This window comes from Chitinimonas viridis (genome assembly GCF_030409555.1).
Taxonomy (GTDB): domain Bacteria; phylum Pseudomonadota; class Gammaproteobacteria; order Burkholderiales; family Chitinimonadaceae; genus Chitinimonas; species Chitinimonas viridis.
In genome coordinates this window covers 469,197-485,469 of record NZ_JAUFPU010000018.1, presented here as the reverse complement: position 1 = coordinate 485,469, position 16,273 = coordinate 469,197, and the positions used below count along the sequence as shown (strand labels likewise).

Genomic DNA, 16,273 nt, shown 5'->3' with positions numbered 1-16,273 from the left:
ATCGGGATAGTGCCTTGCGGGTCAGATATACAGTGTGGCGCAGGGGAGCGTGTAACGAAAGCCCGGGAAGGGCGTAAATATGCCGGCTGGCCGACGAAGGTTCCGCATCAGCTGGCCAGGCGCAGGCCTGGCGCCAGATCGGCAGCATCCATGCGCAGTTCTATCAGCGCGGGCTTGCCGGTCTGGCGGCGATGAGCCAGTGCCTGAGACAGGGCAGGGCCGAACTGGGCCGTGGTTTCCACCACCAGGCCCAGGGCGCCAAAGCTCTCGGCATAGCGGGCAAAGTCCGGGTTGTGCAGCTGGGTGCCGTAGACGCGGCCGGGGAAGTGCTTCTCCTGGTGCATGCGTATGGTGCCGTACTGGCTGTTGTTGAACAGCAGCACGATAGGGGCGCCACCATATTGCAGTGCGGTCGCCAGCTCCTGCCCATTCATCAGGAAATCGCCGTCACCGGCAAACACCAGTACCGTGCGTTCGGGTGCCACGATGCTGGCCATCACGCCGGCGGGCAGGCCATAGCCCATGGCGCCTGAGGTCGGTGCCAGCTGGCAGCGGGCTTGTTCCTGGCTGCCATAGCGCCAGAAGCGATGGGCCCAGCTGGCAAAGTTACCGGCGCCGTTGCAGACCAGGGTGTCGGCTGGGAGCTGCTGGCGTGCTTCCATCACCACCTGCCATAAGTCCAGCCTGGCCTGCCTACCCAGATAGATGGGCGGTATGCCCTGCCAGGCTTCGTAGTCGGCCCGCGCCTCGGCGGCCCCGGCGGCATAGCCCGCATGGCGGCAGGGTATCAGTCGCAGCGCGGCGGCCATCTCGGCCATGCCGGCATTGATCATCAGCGCTGCCTGGTAGACCCGCCCCAGCTCCTCCACCCCGGCATGCACATGCACCAGCTGCTGGCTTGGGATGGGGATATCAAACAGGCTGTAGCCTGAGCTGGTCATTTCACCCAGGCGGGCACCCAGGCACAGCACCAGATCGGCCTGCCGCAGGCGCTCGGCCAGCCTGGGGTTGATGCCTATGCCGACATCGCCAGCATAGAGCGGGTGCTGGTTGTCGAACAGATCCTGAAAACGGAAGGCACAGGCCACCGGCAACTGCCAGGCCTCGGCAAACAGGCGCAGGTCGGTGCAAGCTTGGCGGCTCCAGCCCGAGCCGCCGACGATGACGATAGGCTGCCGGGCGGCCTCCAGCATGCGGGTGAGCTGCGCTAGTTGGGCCGCCGAAGGGCTGGCCTGCAGCGGCTGATGCGGGTGGGCATCAGCCACGTCGGTGCTGGCGGCCAGCATGTCCTCGGGCAGGGCCAGCACCACGGGGCCGGGCCGGCCTGAGGTAGCCAGCTGGAAGGCATGGGCAAGCATCTCGGGTACCCGCTCGGCCTGATCTATCTGGGCGACCCACTTGGCCATACTGCCGAACATGCGGCGGTAGTCGATCTCCTGGAAGGCCTCGCGTTCCACCACATCCTGCCCTACCTGGCCGACCAGCAGCACCAGCGGGGTGGAATCCTGCTGGGCCGTGTGTATGCCTATGGCTGCATTGGTAGCGCCCGGCCCGCGCGTCACCAGGCAGACACCGGGCTTGCCGGTGAGCTTGGCGTAGGCATCTGCCATGAAGGCGGCCCCGCCCTCATGCCGGGTGACGATGAACCGGAAGTCGGCATGGCGATAGAGACCATCCAGCACCGACAGATAGCTCTCGCCCGGCACCCCAAAAGCCAGGCTGACGCCCTGGCTCACCAGGGCATCGGCAACCAGATGGCCACCCAGGCGGGCTGTAGCCTGACTCACGGCGTCGCGGGGCAGGTAAGCAGGTTTTCCACCTGGGACAGGCGCGCGCGCTCCAGCGGTTCGGAGGCGGCGCGGGCGCCCAGCCGTTCGTCATTGGTGGGCCGGACGCTGAGCCGCACCAGACTGCCTTCCTCATAAAAAGCCAGCGTGGTGTGGCCGGAGGGGGGCGATTCAATCCGGTAGTCTATGCCCAGGTTGAGGCAGCGTATCTCTACCGACTTGTCGTCATCGGTGTAGACCACCAGGTTGATGTCAGAATGCGGCCCAGCCAGGCCGGACAGGACCGAACCGACCAGATAGGGCTTGAACTCGGTGAACAGCCGCATGGCCGAGAGGGCTTTCTTGCGTAGCTCGGTCACCACGTCGGCATGGTTGGGGGTGAACAGGCTGCGGTATTCGCGCAGGGCGGCCTCGATCTCGTCGTTGCCGGGCAGGTTCTTGCCCTCGGGTAAGCCCAGCCGTTTGATGGCCTTGCGCTTTGCCAGGGCAAAGTCGTCGATGTGCTCTTCGGCCATCAGACGGGCTGCGAGGTGGATGATCTGTTCGCGCGCGCCGCGCGGTGATCTGTCGTGGTGGCCCATGTCGTCCTCGCTGGCTTGGATGTGGCGTGCTTGTTGCCCGCCGCACATTGGGAACCGCCAAAACCGGCCAGGTTCCCTGGCCGTGTTTCACTGCCCCCTATGCGTTATATGGAGACAGGCCCCGGTTCGCAAGTGCTGCTTCCGGAGTTGGCGTATCGTAGCGCAGCCTTGCCTTGACTACTTGTCTTGCTGCCTACCGGTTGGAATACCACAAAGATGTTGCCAGAAATACGACAAACCAACGCTGTTGCCGATTTGCACTGGCTGCTGACCTCGCCCTCGCTATTGGCACCGGCTTGGCTGCCGGCCGATGCGCTCGCTGGCGATGCCGTCTTGGGTGAGGCCTGGTGGCGGGCGCTGGACAGGACGGCGCTGTTGCCAGGGCTGGCGGCCCTGCAAACGGTGGGCCAGGGCTACAGGCTGGGACGCTACGCCGAGGATCTGATGCGGCAGGCCTTGCTCCACCTGCCCGGCCACGACCTGCTGGCCAGCCAGTTGGCCGTGCGGGAAGCCGGCCGCAGCCTGGGCGAGTACGATTTCCTGCTACGCCCACCCACCGGGCGGGTATGGCATATTGAACTGGCGGTAAAGTTCTATCTGGCCCTGCCCGACCCGCAAGGCTTGTTCCTGGTGGGGCCGGGCCTGCACGATGCACTCAGCCTCAAGTTGGCACGCCTGCTGCACCACCAGTTGCAACTACCACATACGCCTGCCGGGCTGGCGGCGCTGCATGGTCTGGGGCCGGTCCAGGCCATGCCCTGGCTGCGTGGGCGCATGTTCTATCGCGAGCCTTCGTCACCCGCCCCCGCCATGCTGGCTGGCGACCACCTGCGTGGCTGGTGGCGCTGCTGGGGTGAGGCATGGCCGCAAACCCGGCCAGACAGCCTGTGGTGCTGCCTGCCCAAGCGCCTGTGGCTGGCGCCGCAGCTGGCCTATGGCGAAGCGCCAGATTTGGGTGCTGTACAGGCCCTGCTGGCACGACACTTTGCGGCCAGCGCCAGGCCGGTCATGGTGGCCGAGTATGCGCCCCTGGCGGCAGGCGGGCAGGAACTGGCTCGCGGCATGGTGCTGCCTGCAGGCTGGCCCGACGCTGATAGCTTGCGCCAGCTGCGCCGCAAGGTGGCGGAGACACCGGGCGCGGCCGCCTTGGGGTTATAAGAGCGGCTAACAAAACCCTTCTGGCGTAGTTGTGCGGGCTTGCCGTACCCACGTACTGTCAGCTGCGCGCGCCTGCGCTCGCACGCCTAGCCAGAACCGCTACGCTGGGTTTTGTTAGCCGCTCTAAGCATACGTTCATGGCGCATTGGCACCGGGTACGGATCGTGCGCGGAGGTTGCTGGGTGAGCGGTGCCGGGCGACGTAGCCTGGGACAATTTGCTGTGGCGGCTCGATGTCCACTCACCGCCCGACATGCCGCAAGGTGTACCATGCGCCCCCGCCATTAACGCTATAGTCCCTGGATATTGTCACCAGGGGTCGTCCCCGAGCCATGTCTGATATCGCGATTGCCTCCTCTCCTGCCATAGCCATCATCGGTGGCGGCCCTGCCGGCCTGATGGCGGCCGAGGTGCTGGTGCAGGCCGGCATGGCGGTGGATGTCTACGACGCCATGCCCTCGGTTGGCCGCAAGTTCCTGCTGGCCGGCGTGGGTGGCATGAACATTACCCACTCCGAACCCTTGGCGCCTTTTCTCAGCCGCTATGGCGAGCGGGAGCGCGAGCTGGGCCAGTTGCTGGCGGACTTCGGCCCCGACGCACTGTGCGACTGGATACATGGCTTGGGCATTGCCACCTTTGTGGGCAGCTCAGGGCGGGTCTTCCCCACTGATATGAAGGCTGCACCCCTGCTGCGCGCCTGGCTGCACCGGCTCAAGGGCATGGGCGTGCGCATCCATGTGCGGCACCGTTGGCTGGGGTGGACGGCGGATGGCAGCCTGCGGCTGGCTACGGCCGAAGGCGAAAAGCACTGCAAGGCCAGCGCCACCGTACTGGCCTTGGGCGGCGCCAGCTGGCCCAGGTTGGGGTCGGATGGTGCCTGGCAGCCAATGCTGGCAGCGCAGGGGGTGGATATTGCGCCGCTCAGACCGGCCAACTGCGGCTTTGAGGTGGCCTGGAGCGAGCATTTCCGGGAAAAATTCGCCGGCGCCCCACTGAAATCAGTGGTGCTGTCGTTTGCCGATGGCAGCGGCAAGGAATACCGCAAGCAAGGCGAGTTCGTGGTCAGCGATGCCGGGGTGGAGGGCAGCCTGATCTACGCCCATGCGGCCGCCTTGCGTGAAGAGGTGGCCAGGCAGGGGCATGCCACCATCCATATCGACCTGGCGCCAGGGCGTGATCTGGCGCGGGTGCGGGCCGAAGTGGCCCATCCAAGGGGCTCGCGTTCGCTGTCCAGCCATCTGCAGAGCAAGCTGGGTATCACCGGCGTCAAGGCCGGCCTGCTGCGCGAGTGTCTGAGCAAGGAGTCATTCAATGACCCCGTGCGTCTGGCAGAGGGCATCAAGGCCCTACCCATCACCCTGGGCGAGCCGCGCCCCTTGGCAGAGGCCATCAGCACGGCCGGTGGCGTGCGGTTCGAGGCCTTGGAGGGTGGCCTGATGCTGCGCCAACTGCCCGGTGTATTCTGTGCAGGCGAGATGCTGGATTGGGAGGCGCCCACCGGCGGCTACCTGCTCACCGCCTGCTTTGCCAGCGGCCGCAAGGCGGGGCAGGGGGTGCTCGATTGGTTGGCGCGAGTGCGCTGACCGGCCCTGCTGCCTGCAACATAATGCACGCACCTGTCCCTTGCCTTGCAGTCTGCCGCCATCGCCCCCATCTGGCTGGTTGATTCCCTCTAACGCCGAGCCCGCCATGCACCAACCCGTCGACCTCGCCAAGGCTTATCGCCTGCTCAACCATGGCCCTACCGTGCTGGTTTCCAGCGCGCACGGCGAGCGCCGCAATGTGATGGCAGCAGCCTGGAGCATGCCGCTGGATTTCTCGCCACCCAAGATTACGGTGGTCATAGACAAGCACACCCTGACTCGTGAGCTTGTCGAGGCGTCGGGAGAGTTCGTGCTCAATATCCCAGGCCGCAGTCTGGCTCAGGCCACCGTGGCGGTGGGCAACCAGAGCGGCAGGGAGCTGGACAAGTTTGCCGAATACCAGCTGGCGACCTTTGCCGGCAGCCAGGTTGCGGCACCGCTGCTGGCAGGCTGCGTGGGCTGGCTGGAGTGCAGGGTGATGGCCGAGCCGCATATCCAGCAGGCTTACGATCTGTTCATTGCCGAAGTGGTCGCCGCCTGGGCAGACCCGCGCGACTTCAGCCAGGGACATTGGCATTTCGCACCGGGCCGTGAGCGCTCCATCCACTATGTGGCTGGCGGCACCTTCTTTGAGACCGGGGAGGCATTCCAGGTGCCCATGCCTTGAGGTCACTGCCGGCAACTCCGTATGCCGTGCAATACGGTGTTGTTGCTGGCCTCGTGAGGGCGGGGTGTGCGGACTAAATCGGGGGAAGCCTGCTGTATCAGGCTGCATTGGCGCTTAGCGCCAGGATTTTCCTGGCGCCAGCACAACCTGATATCAACAGTGAATGACTTGAGTCCATAACTAGGCGCTTAGGGCTGGGCCGCCCGTATCTGCTTGACCACGCTGTCGGCCAGCGCATTCGGTACTGGGATGGTCAGGTGGTACTGGGCGATCTTCCACTGGCCCGCTTCCTTGCGCAGTACCCCAGTACCCCGGCAGCGGCCCAGGTTGGCATTGTCCAGCAGCTCGTCAAAGAAGGCGTGGCTGCCGTCCGGTGCCAGGCTGATATGCCGCTCGGCCTGGGTGTAGGTCCAGCCACGACCCTTGTCGAAATGCGGTTTGGCGTAGGCTTTGAACTGCGCCACCGTCCAGCGCTCGCTGGCATCGGTGCCGATAAATACGCCATCTGCGGTAAACAGCGCGAAATAAGGCTCGAACTGTGCCTTGGCGGCAGCGCCGTGAAAACGATCCAGTACGGCACCGACATCTGCACGGTCATCGGCATGGGCCAGCGGGGCAATCAGCATAAGCAGGGTCAGTAGCAAATGGCGCAGCGAGGGCATGGCAGTTATCCAGGGTGATCAGGCTCTTAAACGCGTAGCAGTACCATCTTCAGCGGGTGCTTGCCATCATGGCTGGGGAAGTCGCCTTCCGGGGTGATCCATTCCACCTCGCGCACCGTGCGGCCGGCCTTGGCGGCGCTACGTTGCAGCAGGTCCAGCCAGGCATCGGCATCCACCTGGGCTACATTGTTGCAGCAGATGAGGGTGCCGCCTTCGGCGGTGGCCAGCAGGGCAGGCTTGAAAACCGAGGAGTAGTCGTTGACCAGATCCACCACGCCGAACAGGCTCTTGGCATAGCGGGGCGGATCCAGGAATACCAGGTCGAACTGCTTGGCTTCCAATTTGGGGAAGGGGGGCATGCGCTTGCCGCGCACCATGGTGGGCTGTCCCAGGCCCGACAGCTGGCGCACGGCGGGGAAGACATCGCTCTGCACAAAACGGGGGCGTATGGGCAGGTTGTTCAGGCGGGCATTCTGCTTGCCCACGCGCAGGCTGGATTCAGCGAAGTCCACATTCACCACGTGGCTGGCGCCGGCCTTGGCGGCGGCGATGCCGATGCCGCAGGTGTAGGCAAACAGATTCAGCACAGACTTGCCCTCGGCCTCCTGCATCACCCGACGGCGGCCGGCGCGCATGTCCAGGAACAGCCAGGGGTCCTGGCCGCCATGACGAGCCTGCACATGGTAGCTCACGCCCAGCTCCTGGAACTCGCGCGGCAGCATGGCGGCTTCCAGTTCATCCTCGGGCAGGGGGTTGCCTATGCGCGAGTTGGCGCCGCTGCGATCGTTGTAGACCATGGCGAGACCGGGGCTGGCGTGCTCGTAGAAGTCCTCGATCTCGTCCAGCTGGGCTGGGCTCAGGCTGCTGTGGAAAGTCTGCACCAGCAGCAGGCTGCCATAGCGGTCTATGGTGAGGCCGGCTTCACCTTCCACGCTGCCATGGAACAGTCGGTAGGCATCGGTGGCTTCACCGTGCAGGCGGGCCAGCAGCTCGGTACGGGCATCAAAGGCGGCTTGCAGCAGCGGGGTCAGGGTGGTGCTGGACATGAATACTCCGGGTCAAGCGCTGATACGCCGCATGGCGGGCCAGACGCTTCAATTAGATCAATCGATCATTTTAACCTGTCCGGCGCGGCTAACCACTTAATAATGTGGCGGAATCTCATGCTGGGGGCCGCCCTTGCTGCCGTCGGGCGTGCGCATCTGGTCGTTCAGGCGGCGTAGTTCCTGTGCCAGCCACTCCATTTGCTGCTGCTGGCGGGCGACCACGCGGTTCAGCTCATCCAGCAGGTCGTCCTGCAACGCCAGGCGGATTTCCAGTTCGGTAATGCGATCTTCCATGACCTACTCGCTTTCAAAAGACGGGCGGAGCTTACCGATTTTTGCTTAGCCGCGTAGCATTCCGGTCTTGATAGGTGAAAAGCATCGTTATGACCGAGAAGTACGACATCCGCCCCGACCAGTCCGTTGAGTTGCTCAAGGCGCTGCACATCCTGACCCGCGACGGCAAGCTCAACCAGGACAGCCGGCGCAAGCTCAAGCAGGTCTACCACCTGTTCCACTTCATCGAGCCCCTGCTGCAGGCGGCGCTGGCCGTTCATCCCGATATCCGGCTGGTGGATCACGGTGCCGGCAAGTCCTATCTGGGTTTTATCCTGTACGACCTGTTCTTCAAGGCACAGGCGCCCGACGGCCTGATCTACGGCATCGAGACCCGCGACGAGCTGGTAAGCCGCTCGCGCGAGCTGGCCGACAAGGCGGGCTTCAAGGGCATGCGCTTTCTCAATCTGTCGGTGGCCGATTCGATCAGCTCCAGCGAGCTGCCTGAGCGCATAGACGTGGTGACGGCCCTGCACGCCTGCAATACCGCGACCGACGATGCCATCCGCTTTGCCCTGGCCAAGGGGGCGCAGAGCATCGTCCTGGTGCCTTGCTGCCAGGCCGAGGTGGCGGCTGCGCTGCGCAAGCACAAGGGCAGCATGCTGGCCAATCCGCTGACCGAGATATGGCGGCATCCCATCCACACCCGTGAGTTCGGCAGCCAGCTCACCAATGTATTGCGCTGCCTGCAGCTGGAGGCCCATGGCTACCAGGTGACGGTGACCGAGCTGGTGGGCTGGGAGCATTCGATGAAGAACGAACTGATCATTGCCCAATACCAGAACCGGCCGCGCAAGCAAGCCGCCCAGCGGCTCAACGCTGTGCTGGCCGAGGTGGGCCTGCAGGACATGCAGGAGCGCTTCTTCGTGCCGGCGCTGTAGCTGGGCAGGTGACGGTACCGCTACGGAGCGGGCAGGCTGCGGCCATGGTGCAGGCGGCTGATCTCCATCCGTCGCGGCTTTGGGCACTTTATCGCAGCAGTGGGCGAGTGGCCGGTCCGCACAGTAGAATGGTTAGCTCCTGACAAGCTCGGAAGCCGCCGCAATGAATGACGCACTGCGCGATACACTCGCCATCAACCCGCTGCTGCAAGATTGGCACACGCCCTATGGCCTGCCCCCGTTCGATCAGGTCAATGCCGGGCATTTCATTCCAGCCTTTGATCTGGCCATGCCGGCCCACTTGGCCGAACTGGATGCCATCGCCAGCCAGGCTGCGCCCGCCAGTTTCGACAATACCGTGGTGGCTTTCGACGCTGCAGGTCGTCTGCTCACTCGCATAGAGCTGCTGTTCGACAATCTTTCCTCCAGTGAGACCTCGCCGGCCCTGCAGGAGGTGGAATTGATCATGGCGCCGCGTATTGCGGCGCATAAGAACGCCATCTATATGCATGCCGCGCTGTTCAGCCGCATAGACGCGCTATACGGCCAGCGTGCCGAATTGGGCCTGGATAGCGAGCAGCTGCGCCTGCTGGAGCGCATCCACCTGGATTTCGTCCGTGCCGGCGCCAAACTGCCCGAGGACAAGCGCCAGCGCTATGGCGAGGTGATGGAGGCGCTGGCCGGCCTGTGCACCCGCTTTACCCAGAATGTGCTGGCCGACGAAGCCGGTTTCTCGCTGCAGCTCAAGGATGCCGCTGATCTGGCTGGCCTGCCGGATTTCTTGCTGGCGTCGGCCCAGGGCGCCGCCCGCCAACTGGGCCTGCCCGAAGGCAGCCATGCCATCACCCTGTCGCCTTCGCTGGCAGAACCCTTCCTGACGTTCTCCTCGCGCCGCGATCTGCGTGAGACTGTCTGGCGCGAACGGGTGGCCCGTGGCGCCCATGCCGGCGAGCACGATAATCGCCCCCTGGCCGCCCAGATCATGGTGCTACGGCAGGAGCAGGCTGCGCTGCATGGCTATGCTAGTTATGCCGACTATGAGCTGGTGGACCGCATGGCCGGCAAGCCGGCCGCCGTGCACGATCTACTGAGCCGCGCCTGGGAGCCAGCCAAACGCAAGGCTGAGCAGGACCGTCTGGCGCTGACCGAGATGGCCCGCTCGCTGGGTGAGCCGACCCCGATCGCAGCCTGGGACTGGCGCTATCTGGCGGAGAAGGTCAGGCAGCAGCGCTACGATCTGGACGATGCCGAGATCAAGCCCTACTTTGCGCTGGAGAACATGATCACCGCCATGTTCGACTGTGCCGGCAAATTGTTCGGCGTACGTTTCGTGGAACAGAAGGGCATACCGCTTTACCACGCCGATGCCCGCCTGTGGGAAGTGCGCGACCGCGCTGATCAACTGGTTGGCCTGTTCATTGGCGACAACTACGCACGGCCCAGCAAGCGCAGTGGCGCCTGGATGAGCATCTTCCGCAGCCAGAGCGGTATCGCTGGCGGCACACTGCCCATCGTCATCAACAACAACAACTTTGCCAAGGCCGATACCACGCTGCTGAGCGCGGATGACCTGCGTACCCTGTTCCATGAATTCGGCCACGGCCTGCATGGCCTGCTGTCGCAGGTGCGCTATGAGCATCTGGCCGGTACCCAGGTGCTAAGCGATTTTGTCGAGCTGCCCTCGCAGATATTCGAGAACTGGGCCGACGAAGAGTCCGTGCTCAAGCAGCATGCCCGGCACTACCAGACCGGCGAAGCCATTCCCGCCGCGCTGCTGCAGAAACTCAAGGCGGCACGCCAGTTCAACCAGGCCTGGGCCACCATCCAGTATGTCGCGCCGGCCCTGATAGACATGGCGCTGCATTCGCTGCCCAATGGCACCGAGGTGGACGTTGCCGCCTTCGAGGCCGAGCAATGCGCGGCGCTGGGGGTGCCCGAGGACATCGGCCTGCGCCACTACCTGTCGCATTTCCAGCACTTGTTTGCCGGCCCCGGCTATGCCGCTGGCTACTATGTCTACATGTGGGCCGAGGTGCTGGATGCCGATGGCTACGACGCCTTTGTCGAAGCCGGCGACCCCTTCCATGCCGAGACGGCGGAGCGGCTGTACCGCCATATCTACAGCGCAGGCAACAAGCAGGAGCCTGCCGCCGCCTACCGGGCCTTCCGCGGTCGCGACCCCAAGGTAGAGCCCATGCTGGCCAAGCGTGGCCTGATCTGATGATGCGGCCGGCCGATTACGCCCAGGCGCAGCTCGATTGCTACAACCAGCTCGACCTGGAAGGCTTTCTGGCCCTCTATGCCGATGATGTGGTGGTGCATGAGTTTCCCGCTACGCCGGTGCTGGAGGGCAAGGCTGCCCTGCGCGAACGCTATGGCCGCATCTTGTTCCCGGGTTCCACCGTGCATGCCGTGGTGACCCAGCGCATAGTGGTGGGCAATCGCGTCATCGACCATGAGCAGATCACTGGTCACCCCATCATGGGTGAGGCTGCGCTGGTGGTGATCTACCAGGTGGGGGCGCAGGGTATAGAGCGGGTCTGGTTCATGCGCTGAGAGGCTGGATTGCACTCAAGCCATAGCGGGGCGTGACGGACAGCGCAGACGCCAGGGCGACCCTGGCGCTGCCTGATACGGCGGCGCTCCCTTGATGGTATTGCCCATCCTCCGCCCTTGGTTAGTCCGGCGCCGGCGCACTACACTGGGCGGATAGGTTTGCCGTCGGGGAATGCCATGAACGCTGAATCACCCTTGCACAAGCTGCTGGCTGCCGTGCCGTTATTCCATGAGCTGACGCCTGACGAGCTGGCTACCTTTCTGAGCCATTGCCGGCAGGAGGAAGTGCCGGCCGGCTATGTGCTGATCGAACAGGGTGAGCGTGGCCGGCATCTCTATGCGGTGATGAGTGGCGGCCTCAAGGTCAGCCGCAAGGCGGGCGAGGCCGAGCCGGTGCAACTGGCGGTACTCCGGGCCGGCGATGTGTTCGGTGAGCTGGCCCTGGTGGATTTCGGCGAGCGCTCGGCTTCGGTGACCACGACCGAGCCCTGCCGCCTACTGCGTTTTGATCGACTGGACGTGGTCAAGCTGCCACCCATGCTGCTGGCCAAGCTGTACCGCAATGTGGGCACGCTGATGGCCGGCCGCCTGCGGGAGACCAACAGCCTAGTCAGCGTACTGCTGGCGGAGAAGGCACCTGCTGCGGTGGCGGCGGACGATGAGACTCAGGGCAGCGGCTTTGCACTGCCCCAGCAGCGCACAGTCATTCGTCGCTGAAACACCCGGCCTGCCACGGATAGGTCTACCTTATCGGCATGGACATGCAGGCATGGGAGGTGTGGCATGAAAACCGTTTTCCTGGGCGGAATGGCCCTGCTGGTACTGTGGCAGTCCGACGTGCAGGCGGCCAGCGTGGACAACGGCCGCCATGTGTTCGAGGGCAACTGCGCCGTGTGCCATGGCACACCGCCCGATAATCTGATACGGCCCAAGGTGATGATAGCGGCGGATAATCCCAACGCCATACGCAATGCCTTCAATATCCAGCCGCAGATGAGCTTTCTCAATGGTGCCTTCACCGACAGCGAATTGCGCGACATTGCCAAGTATCTTGCCAAGCCCACCACCACGGATTCCGATCGCTTGTTCGATTGGGGGCAGGCAACCTATCCCGAGCTGCTGAGTGGCGTACCGCTGGTTGGTACCGCACTGGGCTACTACTATCGGTATTATCCGATCACCAATGTCTATGTGGGCACGCAGAACCGTGACGTTTTTTTCTATGACCCCAGCCAGCCTGGCGACCCGCTCAACTTGGGCAGCATGGACAGCTTCCTGCTGCTGGCTGAGCCGGCGGGTTACTGAGGTTGGGCTTGCAAGCCTCACCTGCCTGTTGTTGACCCTGGCCTGGGTACCAGCCCGCGCCGCCGACACCGGTGTACCCGCGCCTGCGCTCCGGCTGCTGGATGGCCAGGGACGCCAGCATGATCTGGCGGGCTTGCGTGGCAAGGTGGTCTACCTGGATTTCTGGGCCTCCTGGTGCGGGCCCTGCCGTCAGTCCTTTCCCTGGATGAATCAGCTGCAGCAACGGCATGCCAAGGACGGCCTGGCGGTAGTAGCCGTCAATCTCGATACGGAAGCCAAGGATGCAGCGACCTTTCTGGCGCGCTACCCGGCCAGCTTCAGCGTGCTGTACGACGCCGCCGGCGCCAGTGCCAAGGCCTGGGGCGTCAAGGCCATGCCCAGCAGTTACCTGATCGATAGGCAGGGGGCCATTCGTAGCCGCCATATTGGTTTCCGCCCCAGCAGCGCCGCTGAACTCGACGCCCAAATCGCAGCCCTGCTGCAAACCCCCTGAGGACCTTGCATGCGTATCTGCCTGTTACTGAGCATGACCCTGCTGGCTGGCTGCGCCACCGTGCAGCCCTGGGAGAAAGGCCACCTGGCCAAGCCCATCATGGCATTTGACCCCGATCCGCTGACGGCACGCCAGCACAAGCAGATCTACACCAGCAAGGAAGCCGCCAGCGGCGGCCAGGGCGTGGGCACGGGGGGCTGTGGATGCAACTGACACCAGACCTGCAGACCGACCATGCCATCAGCCATCCGCTGGGCTTGTTGACGGCCGCAGCCCTGGCCCTGATGCCGGCCACAGCCCAGGCAGTGGCGCCACCTGATAGCACTAGCGTGACGGTGAGCTACCTCAGCTACCAGGATTACGATGCCCAGCGTGATCGCATGCAGGTGCATGCCCCGCAGCTGCACCTGCGTACTGCGCTGGGCGAGCGTTTTGGCCTGGAGATGGCGGCCACGGTGGAGACCATGTCGGGTGCTTCCCCGGAGTTCCACAATGCGCTCAGTGGTGCCTCCGGTAAGGGCATAGCCGACCGTCGGCGCGCTGCCGATGCCAAGCTCAGCCACTATTTCGACAGGGTGGTGCTGGGCTTGGGCCTGGCCTATTCGGATGAAGACGACTACCGCTCACGCGGAGCCGGCTTGGATGTGCAGTGGCTGAGCGAGGACCAGAACACCACCCTGGTGGCAGGGCTGGGTAGCAGCAGCGACCATATCAGTGCTACCGACCGGCCGCTGATACAGCAGCGGCGCCATGGCAAAGAGGCCATGCTGGGGCTGACCCAGGTGTTGTCGCCGGTGGCCATCGTGCAAAGCAATCTCACCTACAGCCGTGGCCATGGTTATTTTTCGGACTCCTACAAGGCGCTGGACCGACGGCCCGACAGCCGCCACCAGCTGGCCTGGCTAACCCGATACCGGCATTACCTGCCGGCTCTGCAGGCTGCCGTGCATCTGGACTACCGTTACTATCGCGACAGCTGGGGTGTCAGGGCGCACAGCCTGGAGACCAGCTGGTACCAGCCGGTAGGCGAGCGCTGGCTGTTGCAGCCCAGTCTGCGTTACCACAGCCAGGCTGCTGCCCGCTTCTACAGCGATCGTTTCCCGCCTGCACGCTTCAATACGCTGTATTCGGCCGACAGCCGGCTAGGCGCGTTGGGCGCCGTCACGGTGGGCCTCAAAGCCAGCTGGCACTACAGCGCGCAGACCACCGTGGCACTGCTGGCCGAGCACTACCAGCAGCGTGCCAGCTGGCATGCCGGCGGGCAGGGCAGCACCGCAATGATGCCGTTCAAGGCCAACTGGCTATCGCTGGGGGTGGGCCATCGCTTTGAGTGAAGCCGACGCCTGCCACCGCTTTATCTTCCGGGCCATGGCCTGTGACAACGAGCTGCAACTGGTGGGTGAGGCTGCTGCCGCTGCCCGTATGGCCGAGCAGGCCATGGCCGAGGTCCGCCGCATCGAGGCCAAGTACTCGCGCTACCGTGCCGACAGCGTGGTGGCGCGCATCAACGGCGGTGCCGGTGGCGAGCCGGTGGCCATAGATCTGGAGACCGAGCGCCTGCTGGACTATGCCCATGCAGCCTGGCTGCAAAGCAGCGGGCGATTCGATATCACCTCGGGTGTGCTCAGGCAGGTGTGGGATTTTCGTAGCGCCCGGCTGCCCAACGGGGCGCGGCTGGCCCAAGCATTGCAGCGCATAGGCTGGGACAGGGTGGAGCGCGGCCCCGGCTGGGTGCGCCTGCCCGAGGCCGGCATGGAACTGGATTTTGGTGGCTTCGGCAAGGAATATGCTGTCGATAGCGCCGCCGACCTTTGTCTGGCGGCGGGCTGGCGCCAGGGGCTGGTCAACCTGGGCGGCGATCTGCGGGTGTTGGGGCCGCAAGCCGATGGCAGGCCTTGGCGCATCGGCCTGCGACACCCGCGTGCGCCTGAGCAAGTCTTGGCAACCGTGCTGCTAAGCGAGGGCGGCCTGGCCAGCAGCGGCGATTATGAGCGCTACATGGATGTGGCAGGCCGCCGCTATTGCCATATTCTGGACCCGCATACCGGTTATCCCTCGCAGGGCTGGCAGGCGATCAGTGTGACAGCCGCGCGCTGTCTGCTGGCGGGTACGGTCAGTACGGTGGCCATGCTGCATGATGCTGCTGGCGGCCTGGATTGGCTGGAGCGCTGTGGCCAGCCCTATCTGGCCGTGGCGGGCGATGGCAGCGTGCATGATGGCTTTCCGGTGCGGCAGAATGTGCACGAAGGCCCCTCTAAACCGCTGCCAGCCACGCAAAGCTGAGACGGCCACCTTGTTTGGGTACTACACTACCGCTACAGATCCTCCATTGGGGACATCCATCACCTGCGGCTTCGCCGTGCGCTACCGCGATAATGCGGGCCGGCGGGCACTGCGCCAATTCTTAAGGAGTACGCTTACATGCGCCTGAACCGCACCCTGCTGCTAGGCTGCCTATCTGGTTTGTTGATGACGTCCACGGTATTGGCCGATGTGCTTGACCGGGTCAAGAGCAAGGGCGTGCTGACGGTAGGCGTGGTCATCGACCCGCCATTTGGCATCAAGAACAAGAATGGCACGCTCTCAGGCTACGACGTGGATTTCGCCATCGCCATTGCCAAGAAGCTGGGCGTCAAGCCGGTGATCCTGGAGCTGGACACGGATGAGCGTGTCAACGCCCTCAATACCAACAAGATCGACATCCTGACCGCCTACACCAAGACGGCCGAGCGGGAAAAGCAGGTCAGTTTCAGCTACGGCTATTTTGTGACCGGCCAGAAGTTCGTGGCCAAGCTGCGCAAGATACAGACGCTGGACGACGTCAAGTCCCTGTCGGTGGGCGCCATCCGCGACACTACCTCGGAGAAGCTGGCCAAGAAGGAACTGGCCGGCACCACCATCATCAGCTTCACCGATGTGGACGAGGCCTTTCGCTTCCTGCAGCAAGGCAAGATCGATGCCATCACCTATGACGAGCCCATCCTGGCCGCCAAGCTGTTTGCCATGCCAGGCAAGCAGCAGTATGAGATCAGCCCGGTATCACTCTCCACCAAGGCCTATGGCCTGGCAGTGGTCAAGGGAGAGAAGCGGCTGGTTGGGGTGATCAACGACACCCTGTCCGAGCTGGAAGACAGCGGCGAAGCCGCCCGTATTTTCGAGCGCTGGTTCGGCCCGACCTCCAGCGCGCCGCTGCAGCGCATATTCAAGATACAGAGCTGATCC

Annotated in this window: 18 protein-coding genes; 13 read left to right on the top strand and 5 right to left on the bottom strand. The window is 64.1% G+C overall.

The features are described 5' to 3' along the window. Positions 1-107: 107 nt before the first annotated feature. Together QWZ03_RS15460 and QWZ03_RS15455 are read right to left on the bottom strand one after the other, a co-directional pair. Positions 108-1,787 carry a thiamine pyrophosphate-binding protein gene (locus QWZ03_RS15460; protein ID WP_290333538.1) on the bottom strand — a complete coding sequence of 560 codons (1,680 nt, stop codon included), beginning with the start codon at positions 1,785-1,787 and terminating at the stop codon, positions 108-110. Further along, on the bottom strand, positions 1,784-2,368 hold the full coding sequence (locus QWZ03_RS15455; protein ID WP_290333537.1) for a nucleotidyltransferase family protein: 585 nt from the start codon (positions 2,366-2,368) through the stop codon (positions 1,784-1,786). The genes QWZ03_RS15460 and QWZ03_RS15455 overlap by 4 nt, the downstream gene beginning before the upstream one ends. Before the next feature lie 216 nt (positions 2,369-2,584). Here QWZ03_RS15455 and QWZ03_RS15450 point away from each other — a divergent pair, with 216 nt between their 5' ends. The 3 genes from QWZ03_RS15450 to QWZ03_RS15440 all read left to right on the top strand — a co-directional run bounded on the left by QWZ03_RS15450 (position 2,585) and on the right by QWZ03_RS15440 (position 5,775). Beyond that, the gene (locus QWZ03_RS15450) at positions 2,585-3,526 is read left to right on the top strand and encodes a DUF1853 family protein (protein WP_290333536.1); all 942 of its coding nucleotides are present in this window, start codon (positions 2,585-2,587) and stop codon (positions 3,524-3,526) included. Between the two features lie 331 nt (positions 3,527-3,857). Then, complete coding sequence (locus QWZ03_RS15445; protein ID WP_290333535.1) at positions 3,858-5,108, top strand: TIGR03862 family flavoprotein; 1,251 nt, start codon at positions 3,858-3,860, stop codon at positions 5,106-5,108. Between the two features lie 106 nt (positions 5,109-5,214). After that, positions 5,215-5,775, top strand: a complete 561-nt coding sequence (locus QWZ03_RS15440; protein WP_290333534.1) for a flavin reductase family protein — start codon at positions 5,215-5,217, stop codon at positions 5,773-5,775. 188 nt (positions 5,776-5,963) lie between these two features. Here QWZ03_RS15440 and QWZ03_RS15435 read toward each other — a convergent pair whose 3' ends face one another. The 3 genes from QWZ03_RS15435 to QWZ03_RS15425 form a co-directional block, all read right to left on the bottom strand. Further along, complete coding sequence (locus tag QWZ03_RS15435) at positions 5,964-6,437, bottom strand: nuclear transport factor 2 family protein (protein WP_290333533.1); 474 nt, start codon at positions 6,435-6,437, stop codon at positions 5,964-5,966. A gap of 26 nt (positions 6,438-6,463) precedes the next feature. After that, a complete protein-coding gene (locus tag QWZ03_RS15430) occupies positions 6,464-7,483 on the bottom strand; it encodes a class I SAM-dependent rRNA methyltransferase (protein ID WP_290333532.1) in 1,020 nt (339 codons plus the stop codon). Between the two features lie 96 nt (positions 7,484-7,579). Continuing rightward, entirely contained in the window at positions 7,580-7,777 is a 198-nt protein-coding gene (locus QWZ03_RS15425) for a SlyX family protein (protein ID WP_284195175.1), read from the bottom strand. A gap of 89 nt (positions 7,778-7,866) precedes the next feature. Between QWZ03_RS15425 and QWZ03_RS15420 the strand changes: the two genes are divergently transcribed. The 10 genes from QWZ03_RS15420 to QWZ03_RS15375 all read left to right on the top strand — a co-directional run bounded on the left by QWZ03_RS15420 (position 7,867) and on the right by QWZ03_RS15375 (position 16,270). Then, entirely contained in the window at positions 7,867-8,697 is an 831-nt protein-coding gene (locus QWZ03_RS15420) for a class I SAM-dependent methyltransferase (protein WP_284195786.1), read from the top strand. A gap of 163 nt (positions 8,698-8,860) precedes the next feature. Further along, positions 8,861-10,918 carry a M3 family metallopeptidase gene (locus QWZ03_RS15415; protein WP_290333531.1) on the top strand — a complete coding sequence of 686 codons (2,058 nt, stop codon included), beginning with the start codon at positions 8,861-8,863 and terminating at the stop codon, positions 10,916-10,918. Continuing rightward, on the top strand, positions 10,918-11,253 hold the full coding sequence (locus QWZ03_RS15410; protein WP_290333530.1) for a nuclear transport factor 2 family protein: 336 nt from the start codon (positions 10,918-10,920) through the stop codon (positions 11,251-11,253). The genes QWZ03_RS15415 and QWZ03_RS15410 overlap by 1 nt, the downstream gene beginning before the upstream one ends. A gap of 177 nt (positions 11,254-11,430) precedes the next feature. Further along, positions 11,431-11,970: a cyclic nucleotide-binding domain-containing protein gene (locus QWZ03_RS15405; RefSeq protein WP_290333529.1), complete on the top strand. Its 540-nt coding sequence runs from the start codon at positions 11,431-11,433 to the stop codon at positions 11,968-11,970. Positions 11,971-12,036: 66 nt separating this feature from the next. Next, the gene (locus QWZ03_RS15400; RefSeq protein WP_290333528.1) at positions 12,037-12,558 is read left to right on the top strand and encodes a c-type cytochrome; all 522 of its coding nucleotides are present in this window, start codon (positions 12,037-12,039) and stop codon (positions 12,556-12,558) included. 28 nt (positions 12,559-12,586) lie between these two features. Then, positions 12,587-13,051: a TlpA family protein disulfide reductase gene (locus QWZ03_RS15395; RefSeq protein ID WP_290333527.1), complete on the top strand. Its 465-nt coding sequence runs from the start codon at positions 12,587-12,589 to the stop codon at positions 13,049-13,051. Between the two features lie 9 nt (positions 13,052-13,060). Continuing rightward, positions 13,061-13,264: a DUF4266 domain-containing protein gene (locus tag QWZ03_RS15390; protein WP_284195169.1), complete on the top strand. Its 204-nt coding sequence runs from the start codon at positions 13,061-13,063 to the stop codon at positions 13,262-13,264. Beyond that, positions 13,255-14,385, top strand: coding sequence for a DUF3570 domain-containing protein (locus tag QWZ03_RS15385; protein ID WP_290333526.1), 1,131 nt, complete (start codon positions 13,255-13,257; stop codon positions 14,383-14,385). The genes QWZ03_RS15390 and QWZ03_RS15385 overlap by 10 nt, the downstream gene beginning before the upstream one ends. After that, positions 14,378-15,334, top strand: a complete 957-nt coding sequence (locus tag QWZ03_RS15380) for an FAD:protein FMN transferase (RefSeq protein ID WP_290333525.1) — start codon at positions 14,378-14,380, stop codon at positions 15,332-15,334. The genes QWZ03_RS15385 and QWZ03_RS15380 overlap by 8 nt, the downstream gene beginning before the upstream one ends. 138 nt (positions 15,335-15,472) lie before the next feature. Beyond that, the gene (locus QWZ03_RS15375) at positions 15,473-16,270 is read left to right on the top strand and encodes a transporter substrate-binding domain-containing protein (RefSeq protein ID WP_284195166.1); all 798 of its coding nucleotides are present in this window, start codon (positions 15,473-15,475) and stop codon (positions 16,268-16,270) included. The last annotated feature ends 3 nt before the right edge of the window (positions 16,271-16,273 follow it).

What these genes read in the sequence shown, in the direction of transcription:
- QWZ03_RS15455 (WP_290333537.1), bottom strand. Translation starts at nt 2,368, where the DNA reads ATGGGCCACCACGACAGATCACCGCGCGGCGCGCGCGAACAGATCATC.
- QWZ03_RS15450 (WP_290333536.1), top strand. Translation starts at nt 2,585, where the DNA reads ATGTTGCCAGAAATACGACAAACCAACGCTGTTGCCGATTTGCACTGG.
- QWZ03_RS15445 (WP_290333535.1), top strand. Translation starts at nt 3,858, where the DNA reads ATGTCTGATATCGCGATTGCCTCCTCTCCTGCCATAGCCATCATCGGT.
- QWZ03_RS15440 (WP_290333534.1), top strand. Translation starts at nt 5,215, where the DNA reads ATGCACCAACCCGTCGACCTCGCCAAGGCTTATCGCCTGCTCAACCAT.
- QWZ03_RS15435 (WP_290333533.1), bottom strand. Translation starts at nt 6,437, where the DNA reads ATGCCCTCGCTGCGCCATTTGCTACTGACCCTGCTTATGCTGATTGCC.
- QWZ03_RS15430 (WP_290333532.1), bottom strand. Translation starts at nt 7,483, where the DNA reads ATGTCCAGCACCACCCTGACCCCGCTGCTGCAAGCCGCCTTTGATGCC.
- QWZ03_RS15425 (WP_284195175.1), bottom strand. Translation starts at nt 7,777, where the DNA reads ATGGAAGATCGCATTACCGAACTGGAAATCCGCCTGGCGTTGCAGGAC.
- QWZ03_RS15420 (WP_284195786.1), top strand. Translation starts at nt 7,867, where the DNA reads ATGACCGAGAAGTACGACATCCGCCCCGACCAGTCCGTTGAGTTGCTC.
- QWZ03_RS15415 (WP_290333531.1), top strand. Translation starts at nt 8,861, where the DNA reads ATGAATGACGCACTGCGCGATACACTCGCCATCAACCCGCTGCTGCAA.
- QWZ03_RS15410 (WP_290333530.1), top strand. Translation starts at nt 10,918, where the DNA reads ATGATGCGGCCGGCCGATTACGCCCAGGCGCAGCTCGATTGCTACAAC.
- QWZ03_RS15405 (WP_290333529.1), top strand. Translation starts at nt 11,431, where the DNA reads ATGAACGCTGAATCACCCTTGCACAAGCTGCTGGCTGCCGTGCCGTTA.
- QWZ03_RS15400 (WP_290333528.1), top strand. Translation starts at nt 12,037, where the DNA reads ATGAAAACCGTTTTCCTGGGCGGAATGGCCCTGCTGGTACTGTGGCAG.
- QWZ03_RS15390 (WP_284195169.1), top strand. Translation starts at nt 13,061, where the DNA reads ATGCGTATCTGCCTGTTACTGAGCATGACCCTGCTGGCTGGCTGCGCC.
- QWZ03_RS15385 (WP_290333526.1), top strand. Translation starts at nt 13,255, where the DNA reads ATGCAACTGACACCAGACCTGCAGACCGACCATGCCATCAGCCATCCG.
- QWZ03_RS15375 (WP_284195166.1), top strand. Translation starts at nt 15,473, where the DNA reads ATGCGCCTGAACCGCACCCTGCTGCTAGGCTGCCTATCTGGTTTGTTG.